Annotated in this window: 12 protein-coding genes; 2 read left to right on the top strand and 10 right to left on the bottom strand. The window is 60.9% G+C overall.

The window, feature by feature from the left end; all coding sequences use genetic code 11:
• Nucleotides 1–172: 172 nt before the first annotated feature.
• The 9 genes from ACYZT8_RS10270 to leuC all read right to left on the bottom strand — a co-directional run bounded on the left by ACYZT8_RS10270 (nucleotide 173) and on the right by leuC (nucleotide 11,408).
• Entirely contained in the window at nucleotides 173–796 is a 624-nt protein-coding gene (locus ACYZT8_RS10270) for a phosphoribosylanthranilate isomerase (RefSeq protein ID WP_461980780.1), read from the bottom strand.
• A gap of 63 nt (nucleotides 797–859) precedes the next feature.
• Nucleotides 860–1,714 carry a tRNA pseudouridine(38-40) synthase TruA gene (gene truA, locus ACYZT8_RS10265; RefSeq protein ID WP_461980778.1) on the bottom strand — a complete coding sequence of 285 codons (855 nt, stop codon included), beginning with the start codon at nucleotides 1,712–1,714 and terminating at the stop codon, nucleotides 860–862.
• Nucleotides 1,715–1,974: 260 nt separating this feature from the next.
• Nucleotides 1,975–4,623, bottom strand: coding sequence for a FimV/HubP family polar landmark protein (locus ACYZT8_RS10260; RefSeq protein WP_461980776.1), 2,649 nt, complete (start codon nucleotides 4,621–4,623; stop codon nucleotides 1,975–1,977).
• A 208-nt stretch (nucleotides 4,624–4,831) separates the two neighbouring features.
• Entirely contained in the window at nucleotides 4,832–5,842 is a 1,011-nt protein-coding gene (locus ACYZT8_RS10255; RefSeq protein WP_461980774.1) for an aspartate-semialdehyde dehydrogenase, read from the bottom strand.
• Between the two features lie 254 nt (nucleotides 5,843–6,096).
• Entirely contained in the window at nucleotides 6,097–7,209 is a 1,113-nt protein-coding gene (asd, locus tag ACYZT8_RS10250) for an aspartate-semialdehyde dehydrogenase (RefSeq protein ID WP_461980772.1), read from the bottom strand.
• A gap of 69 nt (nucleotides 7,210–7,278) precedes the next feature.
• Nucleotides 7,279–8,361 (bottom strand): 3-isopropylmalate dehydrogenase, encoded by a 1,083-nt coding sequence (gene leuB / locus ACYZT8_RS10245; protein ID WP_461958148.1) that lies wholly within the window; start codon nucleotides 8,359–8,361, stop codon nucleotides 7,279–7,281.
• Nucleotides 8,362–8,412: 51 nt separating this feature from the next.
• Nucleotides 8,413–9,180, bottom strand: coding sequence for a class I SAM-dependent methyltransferase (locus ACYZT8_RS10240; protein ID WP_461980770.1), 768 nt, complete (start codon nucleotides 9,178–9,180; stop codon nucleotides 8,413–8,415).
• A 153-nt stretch (nucleotides 9,181–9,333) separates the two neighbouring features.
• Nucleotides 9,334–9,978 carry a 3-isopropylmalate dehydratase small subunit gene (leuD, locus tag ACYZT8_RS10235; RefSeq protein ID WP_109633213.1) on the bottom strand — a complete coding sequence of 215 codons (645 nt, stop codon included), beginning with the start codon at nucleotides 9,976–9,978 and terminating at the stop codon, nucleotides 9,334–9,336.
• Nucleotides 9,979–9,989: 11 nt separating this feature from the next.
• Complete coding sequence (leuC, locus tag ACYZT8_RS10230; RefSeq protein WP_285435643.1) at nucleotides 9,990–11,408, bottom strand: 3-isopropylmalate dehydratase large subunit; 1,419 nt, start codon at nucleotides 11,406–11,408, stop codon at nucleotides 9,990–9,992.
• 148 nt (nucleotides 11,409–11,556) lie between these two features.
• On the opposite strand from leuC, the gene ACYZT8_RS10225 reads away from it, so the two are divergent.
• Nucleotides 11,557–12,447, top strand: a complete 891-nt coding sequence (locus tag ACYZT8_RS10225; RefSeq protein WP_461980767.1) for a LysR family transcriptional regulator — start codon at nucleotides 11,557–11,559, stop codon at nucleotides 12,445–12,447.
• Between the two features lie 66 nt (nucleotides 12,448–12,513).
• Nucleotides 12,514–15,792, top strand: a complete 3,279-nt coding sequence (locus ACYZT8_RS10220; protein ID WP_461980765.1) for a PAS domain S-box protein — start codon at nucleotides 12,514–12,516, stop codon at nucleotides 15,790–15,792.
• 49 nt (nucleotides 15,793–15,841) lie between these two features.
• Here the strand turns inward: ACYZT8_RS10220 and ACYZT8_RS10215 are convergent, their stop codons facing one another.
• Complete coding sequence (locus ACYZT8_RS10215) at nucleotides 15,842–16,285, bottom strand: Hsp20 family protein (protein WP_461980763.1); 444 nt, start codon at nucleotides 16,283–16,285, stop codon at nucleotides 15,842–15,844.
• Nucleotides 16,286–16,301: the final 16 nt, after the last annotated feature.

Here is a 16,301-nt window from a genome sequence, read left to right as displayed (position 1 = left end):
TCGCAGCCCCGCGTATGCCCTTGAGCTAAATTCATGTGTGTGTGGCGATGATCGATGGATGGTCGGGTCGGTGAAGCGTGACCTGCGTACAACCCATCAATCCTCAGCCGTGCCTGCTTTGTGCAGCGCAGTGCATTTTGGGACGGCGGCAGTCTGCCAGCCGTCACATCAACTAGGTGCTACTACGTACAGCCTTGATAAATGCCTGAATCTTCGCGTGATCCTTGATGCCCTTGCTCGCCTCTACCCCACCGCTGACGTCCACCGCGTAAGGCCGGACCCGGGCGATTGCCTGCGCCACGTTATCCGGAGTCAGGCCACCGGCGAGGATGATCGGCTTGCTCAGACCTTGCGGTATCAGAGACCAGTCGAACGCTTCACCGGTTCCGCCAGGTACGCCTTCAACGTAGGCATCGAGCAGAATACCGCTGGCGCTTGGAAACGCATCGCATGCCGCCGCAATATCGTCGCCGGCCTTGACCCGCAGCGCCTTGATGTAGGGGCGGTGCCAGCCTTCACAATCGTCAGCGGTTTCGTCGCCATGGAACTGCAACAGGTCCAGCGGCACGGCGTCGAGCAGTTCGCCCAACTCGCAGCGGCTGGTGTTGACGAACAACCCCACGGTGGTCACGAACGGCGGCAGCGCCTTGATAATCTCGCGCGCCTGCTGGAACGTCACCGCCCGAGGACTCTTGGCGTAAAACACAAACCCGATGGCATCCGCCCCGGCCTCGACCGCCGCCAACGCATCTTCTATGCGGGTAATCCCACAAATCTTGCTGCGAACGGCTGACATGTCGATAAAACCTCAGGGCAAATCCGAGAAAGTCCCGGATGGTAACAAATGCGTTCGAGGGCGTCAGCCGTCAAGTTCAGAGAAGCCGGTAAGGAAGTGTGGGCCGATGTAACGCTCGGGCAATTCGAACTCGTCGCGATATTCGACCTGCACCAGATACAGACCGAACGGATGCGCCGTCACCCCGCCAGAACGACGGATGCGGCTCTCCAGCACTTCCTTCATCCACTCCACCGGACGTTCGCCGGCACCGATGGTCATCAATACGCCGGCGATGTTGCGCACCATGTGGTGCAGGAAGGCGCTGGCGCGAATATCCAGCACGATCATCTTGCCGTGGCGCGTGACACGCAGGTGATGCAATTCCTTGATCGGCGACTTGGCCTGGCACTGACCGGCGCGGAACGCGCTGAAATCATGGGTACCGACCAGATGCTGGGCGGCCTCGGCCATGCGCTCGACGTCGAGTGGACGGTGATTCCAGGTAATTTCTTCGTTGAGATGCGCCGGGCGGATCTGATCGTTGTAGATCACGTAGCGATAGCGCCGGGCGATGGCCTTGAAGCGCGCATGAAAATGCGCCGGCATGACCTTGGCCCAGCTGACACTGACGTCGTGGGGCAAGTTGATGTTGGCGCCCATGACCCAGGCCTTCATCGAACGCTCGACCTGAGTATCGAAATGCACCACCTGGCCACAGGCATGCACGCCAGCGTCCGTGCGCCCGGCGCAGAGCAGCGACACCGGTGAGTCGGCGACTTTGGACAAGGCCTTTTCGAGGGTTTCCTGCACGGTGAGCACGCCGGAGGCCTGGCGCTGCCAGCCGCGATAACGCGAGCCTTTGTATTCAACGCCCAGCGCGATCCGGAAAAAGCCGTCGGCCGCCAGTTCGGCGGCCGGGTTATCTATATTTGCCAAGGAGTAACAGCCTGCTGATAAGCGCAAAGGCGGGCATTATAAGGCCGCTGGACGGGGAAGCCAGTACAACAGAGGGTGCGATGTTGAATGTGGGGGCCTCATCGCGGGCAAGCCCGCTCCCACAGTGATTTGCGTTACTCACAGAACCTGTGGGAGCGGGCTTGCCCGCGATGGCGGCCGAACAGACACCATCGCATTATCGTCAAAACAAAAACGGCAGCCTCACTGGGCTGCCGTTCTGTTTACTGCCTGCCGAACGCTCAAGCCAGATGCGACAGCATCTCCTTGGCTTCGCTCTTCTGGCCAGCATTACCCTCGGCCACCACCTCATTGAGGATGTCCCGAGCACCGTCGTTGTCGCCCATGTCGATGTAGGCCTGGGCCAGATCGAGTTTGGTGGCGACTTCATCGGTGCCGGAGAGGAAGTCGAAATCCGGCTCGTCCGCCGCAGAAGCCATCGCGTCTTCTGCGGTAAAGGTCGGCTCACCCATGCTCTGGGACAGACGATCCAGCTCGGCGTTGACGTCTTCCAGCTCAGCGGCGAAGGCATCCGGTTCGACCACAGGGGTGGCGGTGTCCATTTCATCGGCCAGTGACAGGTCAAAATCAGCCGGCAACTCCAGGTCGTCCTGGGGAACTTCAGGCTTCACGGGCTCGACTGGCAAGTCCTTCACGCCTTCGTCCAGATCCAGCAGGAAATCGTCTTCAGCGAGGATCGCCGGCGATGGGTCTGCACCCAGGTCCATGTCCAGATCGAAGTCCGACAGGTCGTCGAGGTTTTCCTTGATTTCGGTCTGTTCCTTCAACACCGACTCAAAGCTCAGGTCGTCGTCGAGCGGGAATTCTTCAAGGTCAGCGACAGATTCCGGTTCTGGCTCAACCACCTCCGGAGAAGCGGCTTCCAGATCGTCCAGGCTCAGATCGAAGGCGCTGTCGAAGTCGTCATCGGCGGGCGCGGGTGCTGCCGGCTCGTCCGACAGCAGATCCTTGACGTACTGCGCGTCCAGCTCTGCGGCAATGGCGGCAGCGGCAAGACCACCGGCAGCGGCGATAACCATCGCTGGGAAACGGGTTTTAAGCTGTTCGACCTGGGCGAAGTTGTCACCGTTGGCCACCAACTGGCGCTCTTGGGCAACAAACGCATCGCGATCGCCCTGCTGACCGTAGACTTCCATCAGCTTCAGGCGCAGGTCGCTGCGCTGCGGTTCTTGCTTGATGCCGTCTTCAAGCAACGCGGCTGCCTGGTTCAAACGACCGGCGGCAATGTGCGACTGAGCCTTGGTCAGCACGTCGGCATCGCGCTCGGCGGCCGGCGATACCAATGGCGCGGCAATCGGCGGCGTGACCACGACTGGAGCAATTACTGGAGCCGGAGCAGGTGCAGGCACCGGCGCTGGCGCAGGAATCGGCGCAGTAGCGAGTTTCACGCTTGGCGGCGGAACTTCCAGGCCTTCGAAACTGCTTTCTGGTAGGTCTTGCTCGGCAGAGAATTCCTTCTCTTCCTCCAGGGCACGCGCCATGCGCAGGTGTTTCTCGGCTTCTTGCTGCGCTTTGCGGCGACGTGCCAACAACAGCAGCAACAGCAGCAGAACCACTGCACCGCCGCCCACCAGACCCAGCAGGAGCGGATTGGTCAGCAGCTCGTTGAATTTCTGGTCGTCGGAGGCGACTGGCGTCGGCTCGACGGGTGGCTCGGCAGGCGCTGGCGCCGGAGCGGCTTCAGGTGCCGCCGCCTCTGGCGCAGGCACTACCGGAGCTGGAGCCACTTCCGTCGGCGCCGCCGCTGGGTCGGCAGCCAACTCCGCGGACATTGCCGGGGCGGTCGCTGCTGCAGCCGGCGCATCAGCAGCGCCTTCAGCCTGCAGTTTGGCCAATTGGTTGTTCTTCAGTTCGATCAGGCGTTGCAGCTTTTCCATCTGGCTTTGCAGATCAGTCATGCGGCTTTTCAGTTCGGCATTGTCACGGCGGGTCGTGTCGAGGCTTTCCTGGGTGACAGCCAATTTGTTGCCCAAGGCTTTGGCATCGCCTGCAACGCCTTTGCCACGGCCTTTGCCGGTTTCAGCAGAGACCAGGCTCAGATTGTCTTTCGCCGCTTGCGACGGAGCGGCGTCAGCGCGACCGCGCTTGGTCGCATCGAGTTGCTGCTGCCCGGTGCCGGGCTTCGCCACATAACGACGACCCTGGCGCCACGCGGTGTTCTGTGCCGCAACCTCAGCGATTGCCTTGGGTTGCGCCAGGTTGGTGCTCTGCGCCTGATCGGGCATGCGCAGCACCTGACCGGTTTTCAGCCGGTTGATGTTGCCGTCGATAAAGGCATCCGGGTTCAACGCCTGGATCGCCAGCATGGTTTGCTGGACCGAGCCGCCATTACGCGCCTTCGCGGCGATTTCCCACAGGGTATCGCGCGGCGTGGTGGTGTATTGGGCCGGCTGGGTGGCACCGGTCACCGGCGCAGTGACCGTCTGAGTCGGCGCAGGCTGCGCAGCCGCTTCAGCGGTCTGCGGGGAGAATTTGGATGGATCGAGCAGCACGCTGTAATCGCGCAGCAAACGACCGTTGGGCCACATCACCTGAACCAGGAATTTCACCATCGGCTCGGACAGTGGTTTGCTGGACGTCACACGCAGGATGCTTTTGCCGCTGGCGTTGAGCACGGGCGTGAAGGTCAGGTCGTTGAGAAACGCCTGGCGATCGACACCGGCCTTGGCGAAATCTTCGGGCGAAGCCAGGCTCGGCACCACTTCCGCGGCGGTGAGTTCCTTGACGTCGAGCAGCTCGATTTCCGCCACCAGAGGTTGGTTCAGCGTCGACTTCAGGGTCAATTCCCCGAGCCCGAGGGCATGCGCCATACCGGAGGACAGCGCCGAGGCGGCCGCTATTGCTAACACCAGTTTGCGAACTTGAACCATAGCCTCATCCTTTGTTTGAACATTCCTCGGCCAGCGAGAAGGTGTTGATAGCCGCTGCCGTAAGGCATTGCGCGCGGCGACGAAGGGTCGTCACGCGCGATCATTTCATTCATGCCCCGGAAAGCCCCGCAGGGTGGCTCGCCATCAGCGATCCGGCCAAGCATAGCGCTCGACCGGACTCATTCGAAAAATTGTTGCCAAGTATCTTTTACAGCAGGTCTTTTATCAACAATTCAGCCACCTGCACAGCATTGAGCGCGGCGCCTTTGCGTACGTTATCTGACGTCAGCCACATATTAAGTTCCGACGGGTCGTCGATTCCGGCGCGAACCCGACCGACGTAGACCACGTCCTGCCCTACTGCATCGCCCACCGCTGTCGGGTAATCGCCGGCTTCCACCAACTCGATACCCGGCGCGTCTTCCAGTGCCGCGTTGACTTTTACAAGGTCGACAGCGCTCGCAGACTGCAAGGTCACGCTAAAGCTATCGCCAAAAAACACCGGGGCTTGAATGCAAGTGACGGAAATCTTTAATAAAGGCAGGGCCATGACCTGACGCAGCTCACGCACCAGGCGTTTTTCCAGCAGTGTGTGACCCTGCTCATCAGGCTTGCCGACCTGAGCCAACAGATTGAACGCCATTTGCCGATCGAAGAAGGTCGGCTCCAGCGGACGCACGTTGAGCAGCTCGGCGGTTTGCCGGGCCAACTCGGTCACCGCTTCGCGGCCCTGGGCGGAGACGGCCAGGCTGGCGGTCAGGTTGATGCGCTGCAGATCGAGCAAACCGAGCAACGGCGCCAGTACCACGGCCAGCGTCGTGGCAGACGGACTTGGGCTGCTGACCTGGAACGGTTTTTTCAAACCGGCGAGTACTTGGGCGTTGGCTTCCGGCACGATTTGCGGTGCCTCGTCCGCCGGCAGCGCGCCGGACAGGTCAATCAGCGAGCAACCGGCCGCACGGGCGCGCGAGGCGAAACTCAGGGTCACCGCCGGGCCGGCGGCGAAGAACACCAGCTGGACTTTGCTGAAATCGAATTCGTCGACTTCGCGCACCCGCACGTTTTTGCCGCGAAACGGCACCGAATGCCCGGCGGATTCGCTGCTGGCCAACAGGTGCAGGTTGCCGACCGGGAAGTCGCGCTCTTCGAGAATCTGCACGAGCGTTTCGCCGACAGTACCGGTGGCGCCGATCACGGCAATATCAAAGGACTGGCTCATGGTTCTACCTCAGGCGAAACGGGGGGAGCGGCACTTTACCGGGTGGGGGGCATGCAGGCAATTTCTGCCATCCCGATCGTTCCCACGCTCTGCGTGGGAATGCCGCCAGGGACGCTCCGCGTTCCGCTTCTGAATGTGACGCGGAGCGTCACGGGATGCATTCCCACGCGGAGCGTGGGAACGATCGGAGACTGTCGGGCATAAAAAAACCCGCACCTCTTTCAAGGCACGGGTTCTTTGTTTACTTCAATCAATCAACGCTCAAGCAGGATCCGCAGCATGCGACGCAGCGGCTCGGCCGCGCCCCACAGCAGCTGGTCGCCAACGGTGAACGCGCCGAGGTACTGCGTGCCCATGTTCAGCTTGCGCAGACGGCCAACCGGTACGTTCAGGGTGCCGGTGACTTTCGTCGGGCTCAGTTCCTGAATGCTGATGTCGCGGTTGTTCGGCACCAGTTTGACCCAAGGGTTGTGCTGGCTGATCAGCCCTTCGATGTCGGCGATCGGCACGTCTTTGTTCAGCTTGATGGTCAACGCCTGGCTGTGGCAGCGCATGGCGCCGATGCGCACGCAGATGCCATCGACCGGGATCGGGCTCTTGAAGCGACCGAGGATCTTGTTGGTCTCGGCCTGAGCCTTCCACTCTTCGCGGCTCTGGCCGTTCGGCAGTTCCTTGTCGATCCACGGGATCAGGCTGCCGGCCAGCGGCACGCCGAAGTTTTCGGTCGGGTACGCGTCGCTGCGCATGGCTTCGGCGACACGGCGGTCGATGTCGAGGATCGCGCTGGCCGGGTCGGCCAGTTGATCGGCGACAGCGGCGTGGGTCGCGCCCATTTGCTTGATCAGTTCACGCATGTTCTGCGCGCCGGCACCGGAGGCCGCCTGATAGGTCATGGCGCTCATCCACTCGACCAGACCGGCTTCGAACAGCCCGCCCAGGCCCATCAGCATCAGGCTGACGGTGCAGTTGCCGCCGATGTAGTTCTTGGTGCCCGCGTCGAGCTGCTGGTCGATGACCTTGCGGTTCACCGGGTCCAGCACGATTACCGCGTCATCCTGCATGCGCAGGCTGGAAGCGGCGTCGATCCAGTAACCCTGCCAGCCGGCTTCGCGCAGTTTCGGGAAAACTTCGCTGGTGTAGTCGCCACCCTGGCAGGTCAGAATCACGTCGAGGGTTTTCAGCTCTTCAATGCTGTAAGCGTCCTTGAGCGGAGCAATGTCCTTGCCCACGGACGGGCCTTGGCCACCGACATTGGAAGTGGTGAAAAACACCGGCTCAATAAGATCGAAATCCTGCTCTTCCAGCATCCGCTGCATGAGCACGGAACCGACCATACCGCGCCAACCGATCAGACCTACACGTTTCATCGCAACTACACCTTCTTTAAAAAGTGGGCCGCTGCCTTCAAGAGTGAAAGTGGCAGCGGGCCCGAGAGATTACAGATTCCGCAGCGCGGCGACTACTGCGTCACCCATTTCCTGCGTACCGACTTTAGTGCAACCGTTCGACCAGATGTCACCTGTGCGCAGGCCCTGGTCCAAAACCAGACTGACGGCCTTCTCGATAGCATCCGCCGCATCCTGCAGATTGAAGCTGTAACGCAGCATCATTGACACCGACAAAATGGTCGCCAACGGGTTGGCAATGCCCTTGCCAGCGATGTCCGGCGCCGAACCGTGGCACGGCTCGTACATGCCTTTGTTGTTGGTATCCAGCGAGGCCGACGGCAGCATGCCGATGGAACCGGTGAGCATCGACGCCTGATCGGACAGGATGTCGCCAAACAGGTTGTCGGTGACGATCACGTCGAATTGCTTCGGCGCACGCACCAGCTGCATGGCGGCGTTGTCGACGTACATGTGGCTCAGTTCGACTTCCGGGTAATCCTTGGCCACTTGCTCGACGATTTCACGCCACAACTGGCTGGACGCCAGTACGTTGGCCTTGTCCACCGAGCACAGCTTTTTGCCGCGCACCATGGCCATGTCGAAACCGACACGGGCGATGCGGCGGATTTCGCTCTCGCTGTACGGCAGGGTGTCGTAGGCCTGACGCTCGCCGTTTTCCAGGGTGCGGGTGCCGCGCGGTGCGCCGAAGTAGATGCCGCCGGTCAGTTCACGGACGATCAGGATGTCCAGGCCGGCGACGATTTCAGGCTTCAGGCTCGAAGCTTCAGCCAGTTGCGGATAGAGGATCGCCGGGCGCAGGTTGCCGAACAGGCCCAGTTGCGCACGAATTTTCAGCAGGCCACGCTCAGGGCGGATGTCACGCTCGATGGTGTCCCATTTCGGGCCGCCCACGGCGCCCAGCAATACCGCGTCGGCAGCGCGTGCGCGAGCCAGGGTTTCGTCGGCCAGCGGCACGCCGTGCTTGTCGATGGCCGCGCCACCGATCACGTCGTGGCTCAGCTCGAAGCCCAGGCTGTACTTGTCGTTGGCCAGCTCCAGCACCTTGACCGCTTCGGCCATGATTTCCGGGCCAATACCGTCGCCTGGGAGAATCAGAATCTGCTTGCTCATGCTTTCCTCATGTCATCAGTCGGTGTGCCCTTGGGCACACCCGGAAAAATTCTATCGTTCTGCCATCAGTACCAGCACATCTGTACTGAACGAACCATCGGCCTCAATCTCAAAATATTCGCGTACTTCATTGCCCATCGACTGCTGCAACTCGCGGATCGCCGAGCGCATCACTTGCGGCGTGCGCATGCGTTCGACCCAGCTGGTGTACTCCAGACGCAGGCGTTGACGCGTGGTGCTGCGGGTATGCAACCCCGCTTCGCTGACTTGGCGCAACCACTCGCCGGCGGAATAATCGCGCACATGGCTGGTGTCACGCAGCACTTCGACGCTTTGCAGGTAAGTGTCGAACAACGGACTGCCCGGTGACAACACGTCGATGAACGCCGCCACCCCGCCCGGCTTCAGCACCCGGCGCACTTCGCGCAAGGCCAGGCCGAGATCACTCCAATGGTGCGCCGAGTAACGGCTGAACACGAAGTCGAATTCACCCTCAGCGAACGGCAAGCGCTCGGCGGCACCAAGGACCGTGGACACGTTGCTCAGCCCGCGATCAACGGCGGCACCGGCGACCACATCGAGCATCTGTTGGGACAGGTCGTACGCCACAACCTCCTTGACCAGCGAGGCCACGTGAAAACTGACGTGCCCGGCGCCGCAACCCAGGTCCAGCACCCGTGCATCACCCTGCCCGGCCAGTTCGGCCTGTAGCAGCGCGAATTCGGTGCCTTGAGCGTGGACGGCGCTGCTCAGATAGGCCGCGGCCTGTTCACCGAATTGCTTTTGGACTACCTGGCTGTGCTGGGCGGTGCTGGTCATCGGGACTTCCTTTTGGGGTTTAGCCTTGTGTTGTTCGGGCTGCCGTCATCGCGGGCAAGCCCGCTCCCACAGGTTTTGTGAACGGCGCAAATAACTGTGGGAGCGGGCTTGCCCGCGATGAGGCCGGAACTGCCTACATCAATATCGGATCAATCAAGCGTCGCGAAACAACCACGGCTGGCTCGCCCGGTGCTTGGCTTCAAACGTCGCAATCGCTTCATGGTCCATCAACGTAAGACCAATATCGTCCAGACCATTGAGCAGGCAATGCTTACGGAACGCGTCGATTTCAAAGCGCAACACCTTGCCATCCGGACGGGTCACGGTCTGCGCTTCCAGATCAACCTGCAACTGATAGCCAGGATTCGCCTCGACCTGCTCGAACAGCTCATCCACTTCAGCGTCACTCAAGATGATCGGCAGCAAGCCGTTCTTGAAGCTGTTGTTGAAGAAGATGTCGGCGTAGCTCGGCGCGATGATGCTGCGGAAACCGTATTCTTCCAGGGCCCACGGCGCGTGTTCGCGGCTCGAACCGCAACCGAAGTTCTCACGGGCCAGCAAGACGCTGGCGCCTTGATAACGCTCGGCGTTGAGCACGAAATCCTTGTTCAGCGGACGCTTGGAGTTGTCCTGATACGGTTGCCCGACATCGAGGTAGCGCCACTCATCGAACAGGTTCGGGCCGAAACCCGTGCGCTTGATCGACTTCAAGAATTGCTTGGGGATGATCTGATCGGTGTCGACGTTGGCACGATCCAGAGGCGCGACAAGACCAGTGTGCTGGGTAAAAGCTTTCATGCTGCGCTCCTTTAGATCAATTCACGGACGTCGACGAAACGACCGTTTACCGCGGCGGCGGCGGCCATGGCCGGGCTCACGAGGTGGGTACGACCACCGGCACCCTGACGGCCTTCAAAGTTGCGGTTGGAGGTCGACGCGCAATGCTCGCCCGACTCCAAACGGTCCGGGTTCATCGCCAGGCACATCGAGCAACCCGGCTCACGCCATTCAAAACCGGCGTCGAGGAAAATCTTGTCCAGGCCTTCCGATTCCGCCTGGGCCTTCACCAGACCTGAGCCCGGCACCACGATGGCCTGCTTGATGGTCGAAGCGACTTTGCGGCCCTTGGCGATCACGGCGGCAGCGCGCAAATCTTCGATTCGCGAGTTGGTGCAGGAACCAATAAATACGCGGTCCAGCTGGATATCGGTGATCGCCTGATTGGCGGTCAACCCCATGTACTTCAAGGCGCGTTCGATGGAGCCACGCTTGACCAGGTCCATTTCCTTCGCAGGGTCCGGAACGTTCTGATCCACGGCCAAGACCATTTCAGGCGAAGTGCCCCAGCTGACTTGCGGTTTGATCTGGGTGGCGTCGAGTTCGACGATGGTGTCGAATTTGGCGTCTTTATCGGTCACCAGGTCTTTCCAGGCTTCGACGGCCAAGTCCCATTCCGCGCCTTTCGGGGCAAATGGACGGCCCTTCACGTAGGCCACGGTTTTCTCGTCAGCGGCCACCAGACCTACGCGAGCGCCGGCCTCGATGGACATGTTGCAAATGGTCATGCGCCCTTCGACCGACAGATCACGAATCGCGCTTCCGGCGAACTCGATGGCATGGCCGTTACCGCCGGCGGTGCCGATCTTGCCGATCACGGCGAGGACGATGTCCTTGGCCGTCACGCCGAACGGCAATTTGCCTTCGACCGAGACCAGCATATTCTTCATCTTTTTGGCGACCAGGCACTGAGTGGCGAGCACGTGCTCGACCTCGGAAGTGCCGATACCGTGAGCCAGAGCGCCAAACGCGCCGTGGGTCGAGGTGTGGGAGTCGCCGCAGACCACGGTCATGCCCGGCAAGGTCGCGCCCTGCTCCGGGCCGATGACGTGGACGATGCCTTGGCGCACGTCGTTCATCTTGAACTCGACGATGCCGTATTCATCACAGTTGTCATCGAGGGTCTGAACCTGCAAACGCGAGACCTCGTCGGCAATGGCTTCGATGCCGCCCTTGCGCTCCGGGGTGGTCGGTACGTTATGGTCCGGGGTCGCGATGTTGGCATCGATGCGCCAAGGCTTGCGCCCGGCCAGACGCAGGCCTTCAAAGGCTTGCGGCGAGGTCACTTCGTGGATGATGTGACGATCGATGTAAATCAGCGCGGAGCCATCGTCGCGCTGTTTGACCAAGTGCGAATCCCAGAGCTTGTCGTAGAGCGTTTTGCCGGCCATCAGACGTTTTCCTCATCAGCTTGTTTCTATGCCCCGGGCTTTGACGATTTCAATAACCCTTTGGCTTGTGAGGTCGATCCTAGGGGGTTACATTAAATAACTCAAATTCATATTTTTCATGCTTTGGATAACCAACTGGAATACCGCAATGGACCTGGCCAACCTCAATGCCTTTATCGCGATTGCCGAGACCGGAAGCTTCTCCGGCGCGGGAGAACGCCTGCACCTGACGCAGCCAGCGATCAGCAAGCGCATCGCCGGGCTGGAACAGCAGTTGAAGGTGCGGCTGTTTGATCGCCTGGGCCGTGAAGTCGGCTTGACCGAGGCCGGTCGCGCCCTGTTGCCGCGGGCTTATCAGATTCTCAATGTGCTGGATGACACCCGCCGCGCCCTGACCAACCTGACCGGCGAAGTGACCGGTCGCCTGACACTGGCCACCAGTCACCACATCGGCTTGCACCGTTTGCCGCCCCTATTAAGGGAGTTCACCCGTCGTTACCCACAAGTGGCGCTGGATATTCAGTTCCTCGATTCGGAAGTGGCCTACGAAGAAATCCTTCATGGTCGCGCCGAACTGGCCGTCATCACCCTGGCGCCGGAGCCCCACGCACTGGTCAAGGCCACACCGGTGTGGGACGACCCGCTGGATTTCGTGGTCGCCCCGGAGCATTCACTGGTCAGCAACGGCCCGGTCAGCCTGGCGGACATCGCCCTGCATCCGGCGGTGTTCCCCGGCGGCAACACCTTTACTCACCACATCGTCCATCAGTTGTTTGAGGCCCAAGGCCTGACACCGAACATCGCCATGAGCACCAATTACCTGGAAACCATCAAGATGATGGTGTCGATCGGCCTGGCCTGGAGCGTGTTGCCGCGCACCATGCTCGACGATCAAGTTGCGCGAATACCTTTGCCGGGCATACAACTGACTCGCCAGCTAGGCTATATCCTGCACACCGAACGGACGCTGTCGAATGCCGCACGGGCCTTCATGGCCTTGCTGGATGCACAAATCGATCTGCCAGGGACTCAAGGCTAAGCTGTGCTACTGCTATAGAGCCGTGAACTCCTGTGCCTAACGCCCAATTCAGCCCAAGGCTTGCCAATGCCGAAATCTGTTGACCGTATTCCGCCGATGCCCCGTATTCAGGCGCTTGACCCGAAACGGTCCGAGCAGAGCTGGGAAAGCGCACCGCAGTTGCTGGCCGCCCTTAACGGCGCGCGCCTGGGCGCCTGGTATTGGGACATCGAGCGCGGGCAGATCAGCTGGTCGCGGGGTACTCAGGCGTTGTTCGGCTTCGATCCCCGGCAACCGTTGCCGGCCGATCTGGAATACCTCGACTTGCTGCCCCCGGAGGATCGGGCAAAAACTATCCGCGCCTTTCATGCCGTGATTGCCGGCGCCCCGCTGGAACAGGCGATGCACCACCGCATCCGCTGGCCCGACGGCAGCCTGCACTGGCTGGAGATCAACGGCAGTCTGCTGCCGGACAAACAAGGCCGGCCACGGATGATCGGGGTCATCCGCGAAATCACCCACCAGCGCCAGCGGGAACAGGCGCTGAGCAGCTCGGAAAAGCGCTTTGCCACGCTGTTTCACTTGTGCCCGAATATGGTGTTGCTGACCCGTCAGGAAGACGGCCTGATCACCGAAGCCAACCAGTATTTCGAAAGCCTGTTCGGCTGGCCAGTGCAGGACGCGATTGGCCGAACCACCTTGGAACTGGACCTCTGGGTGCATCCGGAGCAGCGCGCGCAACTGGTCAAGGCCACCAAGGCCAAGGGCGAGCTGATCAGCATGGAGGTGCAGTTTCGCGCCAGCAATGGCCAGATCCACGACGGCATCCTCAGCGCACAGAAAGTCGAACTCGAAGGCCAGCCGTATCTGCTGAGCACCTTCCTCGACACCACGGAGCGCAAAGCCGCCGAACACGCGCTGAAAGACAGCCAGGAACGCCTCGACCTGGCGCTGGATTCGGCGCAGCTCGGCACTTGGGACTGGCACATCCCCAGCGGCATGCTGTACGGCTCGGCGCGGGCCGCGCAGTTGCACGGACTGGAAGCCCAACCCTTCCACGAGTCCTTCGACGAGTTTTTCGAAGGTGTGCCCTATGAAGAACGCGGCACCATGCGCGACGCTTACCGCAGCCTGCGCGAAGGACCGGCCGGCAATTATCAGCTGACCTATCGTGTGCAGCTGGCGGACGGCAGTTCCCGCTACCTGGAAAGCCGTGCCCGCCTCTACCGCGATGAAAACGGCGCGCCGCTGCGCATGGCCGGCACGCTGCTGGACATCACCGACCAGGTCGAACGTGAGCAGCGGCTGGTGGCTTCGGAGGAGAAATTCGCCACGCTGTTCCAGGTCAGCCCGGACCCGATCTGCCTCACGCGCCAGGACACCGGCCAGTTCATCGAAATCAACTCCAGCTTCACCCAAACCTTTGGCTGGAGCGCCGACGAGGTGATTGGTCGTAGCGCGGACGAGATCGGCCTGTGGGACGCTTCGGCGAAAAGTCTGCAACGGATCGAGCAGGTCATCCGCGAACAGGGCCTGAACAATGTAGCGATCGTCGCCCAGCATAAAGACGGGCAGTCCCTGACCTGCGTGATTTCCAGCCGGCAGATCAGCGTCGGCGAACAGCCGTGCATCGTCACCACCCTGCGCGACATCACCCAGCAGCAACGTTCCGAAGCCGCTCTGAAGGCCAGCGAAGAGAAGTTTGCCAAGGCGTTTCACTCGAGCCCCGACGCGATCACCATCACCGAGCGCGATACCGGGCGCTACGTGGAGGTCAACGATGGTTTCTGCCGCCTGACCGGTTACCGCGCCGAAGAGGTGGTCGGCCGCACGGTGTATCAGGTTGGCATCTGGGCCGAAGAGAAACAACGCTCCGCGCTGCTTGCCGAACTGCAGCTCAAGGGCCGTGTACACCACCAGGAAATGCTCGGCCGCAATAAGCGTGGCGAGTTGCTGACCGTCGAAGTCTCGGTGGAGCCGATCACCCTCAACGAGACCGCGTGCCTGTTGCTGACCGCCCGGGACGTCAGCCTGCTGAAAAATGCCGAGGCACAGATCCGCCACCTGGCCTACCACGACCCCCTGACCAACCTGCCGAACCGCGCGCTGTTGATGGATCGCCTGAGCCAGCAGATCGCCCTGCTCAAGCGCCACAACCTGCGCGGCGCTTTACTGTTCCTCGACCTCGATCACTTCAAGCACATCAACGATTCCCTCGGTCACCCGGTGGGCGACACGGTGCTGAAAATCATCACCGCTCGCCTTGAAGCCAGCGTGCGCATGGAAGACACCGTTGCGCGCCTGGGTGGCGACGAGTTCGTGGTATTGCTCAGCGGTCTTGAGGGCTCGCGCAACGAAGTCAGCGCCCAGGTCCGGGACCTGGCAGACACCTTGCGTGAACTGCTGTCGGAGCCGATGTTCCTCGACGGCCAGCGCCTGCAAGTCACGCCGAGCATCGGCATCGCGCTGATTCCCGACCACGGCTCGACGCCGACCGACCTGCTCAAACGTGCCGACATCGCGCTGTACCGCGCCAAGGACTCAGGCCGCAACACCGCGCAGATGTACCACAACACCATGCAGAAGGCCGCCAGCGAGCGCCTGCGCATGGAAACCGACCTGCGCCTGGCCCTTTCCCGGGGCGAGTTTCGTGTGCATTACCAACCCCAGGTCGACGCCCGGGGCAACCGCATTGTCGGCGCCGAGGCGCTGGTGCGCTGGGACCATCCGGAACTCGGCCCGCAATCGCCCACCGAGTTCATCAAGGTGTTGGAGGACAGCGGGCTGATTCTGGAAGTCGGCACCTGGATCGTCGATGAGGCCTGCGCGGCCTTCAAAAAACTGATCACAAAAGGCTTGATCAACCCGCTCAGCTTCAGCCTGTGCGTCAACATCAGCCCGAGGCAATTTCGTCAAAACGATTTTGTCGAACGCATCGAACACAGCCTCAGCAGCCACGGCCTGCCCTGCTCGCTGCTGAAACTGGAAATCACCGAAGGCATCGTCATCCAGAACCTGGAAGACACCATCAACAAAATGCGCAGCCTGAAAAAACTCGGCGTGAGTTTTGCGATGGACGACTTCGGCACCGGTTACTCCTCGCTGACCTACCTCAAGCGCCTGCCCGTCGACACCCTGAAAATCGACCAGTCGTTCATCCGCGATGCCACTACCGACCCCAACGACGCCGAAATCATCCGCGCCATTGTGGCCATGGCCCGCAGCCTGGAACTGAAAGTGATCGCCGAAGGGGTGGAAACGCCTGAGCAGCTGGAGTTTTTGCAGGGGCTGGGCTGCCATTTTTATCAGGGGTATCTGCACAGCCGGCCGTTGCCGGTGGAGGAGTTCCAGAAACTCCTCAAATAGCGGGTACAAAAAAGGGCGCCAATGGCGCCCTTCTCATTGCTCTGATTTATTACTGCAGAGCGGGTTTTTGCGTCCCGTTGATCGGGATGCGTTTGGCTTTCGCTTCTTCCGGAATAACCCGCAACAGGTCGATGCTCAACAAACCGTTGCTCAGGCCGGCAGCCTTGATTTCAATATGGTCCGCCAGACGGAAGGACAGTTTGAAGGCGCGCTGTGCGATGCCTTGGTACAGATAGGTGACATCTTCGTTCGCGTCACGCTTGCCGCCACTGATGGTCAGCACACCTTTTTCCACTTGCAGTTCCAGGTCTTCTTCCTGGAATCCGGCAGCCGCTATGACAATGCGGTATTGGTCATCGCCGTGTTTTTCCACATTGTAAGGTGGGTAGGTGCTGCCTGGCTCGTTGCGCAGGGCGGTTTCGAACAGGTCGTTGAAACGGTCGAAACCCACCGAGGAACGAAACAGTGGTGCCATCGAAAATGCAGTACTCATGATTCAAATCTCCTGA

Source organism: Pseudomonas sp. LB3P93 (assembly GCF_054898025.1).
The sequence above is the reverse complement of the archived record's forward strand: the minus strand, read 5'-3'. Positions and strand labels throughout refer to the sequence as shown.

What these genes read in the sequence shown, in the direction of transcription:
- leuD (WP_109633213.1), bottom strand. Translation starts at nt 9,978, where the DNA reads ATGAAAGCTTTTACCCAGCACACTGGTCTTGTCGCGCCTCTGGATCGT.
- ACYZT8_RS10240 (WP_461980770.1), bottom strand. Translation starts at nt 9,180, where the DNA reads ATGACCAGCACCGCCCAGCACAGCCAGGTAGTCCAAAAGCAATTCGGT.
- ACYZT8_RS10270 (WP_461980780.1), bottom strand. Translation starts at nt 796, where the DNA reads ATGTCAGCCGTTCGCAGCAAGATTTGTGGGATTACCCGCATAGAAGAT.
- ACYZT8_RS10215 (WP_461980763.1), bottom strand. Translation starts at nt 16,285, where the DNA reads ATGAGTACTGCATTTTCGATGGCACCACTGTTTCGTTCCTCGGTGGGT.
- asd (WP_461980772.1), bottom strand. Translation starts at nt 7,209, where the DNA reads ATGAAACGTGTAGGTCTGATCGGTTGGCGCGGTATGGTCGGTTCCGTG.
- leuB (WP_461958148.1), bottom strand. Translation starts at nt 8,361, where the DNA reads ATGAGCAAGCAGATTCTGATTCTCCCAGGCGACGGTATTGGCCCGGAA.
- ACYZT8_RS10225 (WP_461980767.1), top strand. Translation starts at nt 11,557, where the DNA reads ATGGACCTGGCCAACCTCAATGCCTTTATCGCGATTGCCGAGACCGGA.
- leuC (WP_285435643.1), bottom strand. Translation starts at nt 11,408, where the DNA reads ATGGCCGGCAAAACGCTCTACGACAAGCTCTGGGATTCGCACTTGGTC.
- ACYZT8_RS10220 (WP_461980765.1), top strand. Translation starts at nt 12,514, where the DNA reads ATGCCGAAATCTGTTGACCGTATTCCGCCGATGCCCCGTATTCAGGCG.
- ACYZT8_RS10255 (WP_461980774.1), bottom strand. Translation starts at nt 5,842, where the DNA reads ATGAGCCAGTCCTTTGATATTGCCGTGATCGGCGCCACCGGTACTGTC.
- ACYZT8_RS10260 (WP_461980776.1), bottom strand. Translation starts at nt 4,623, where the DNA reads ATGGTTCAAGTTCGCAAACTGGTGTTAGCAATAGCGGCCGCCTCGGCG.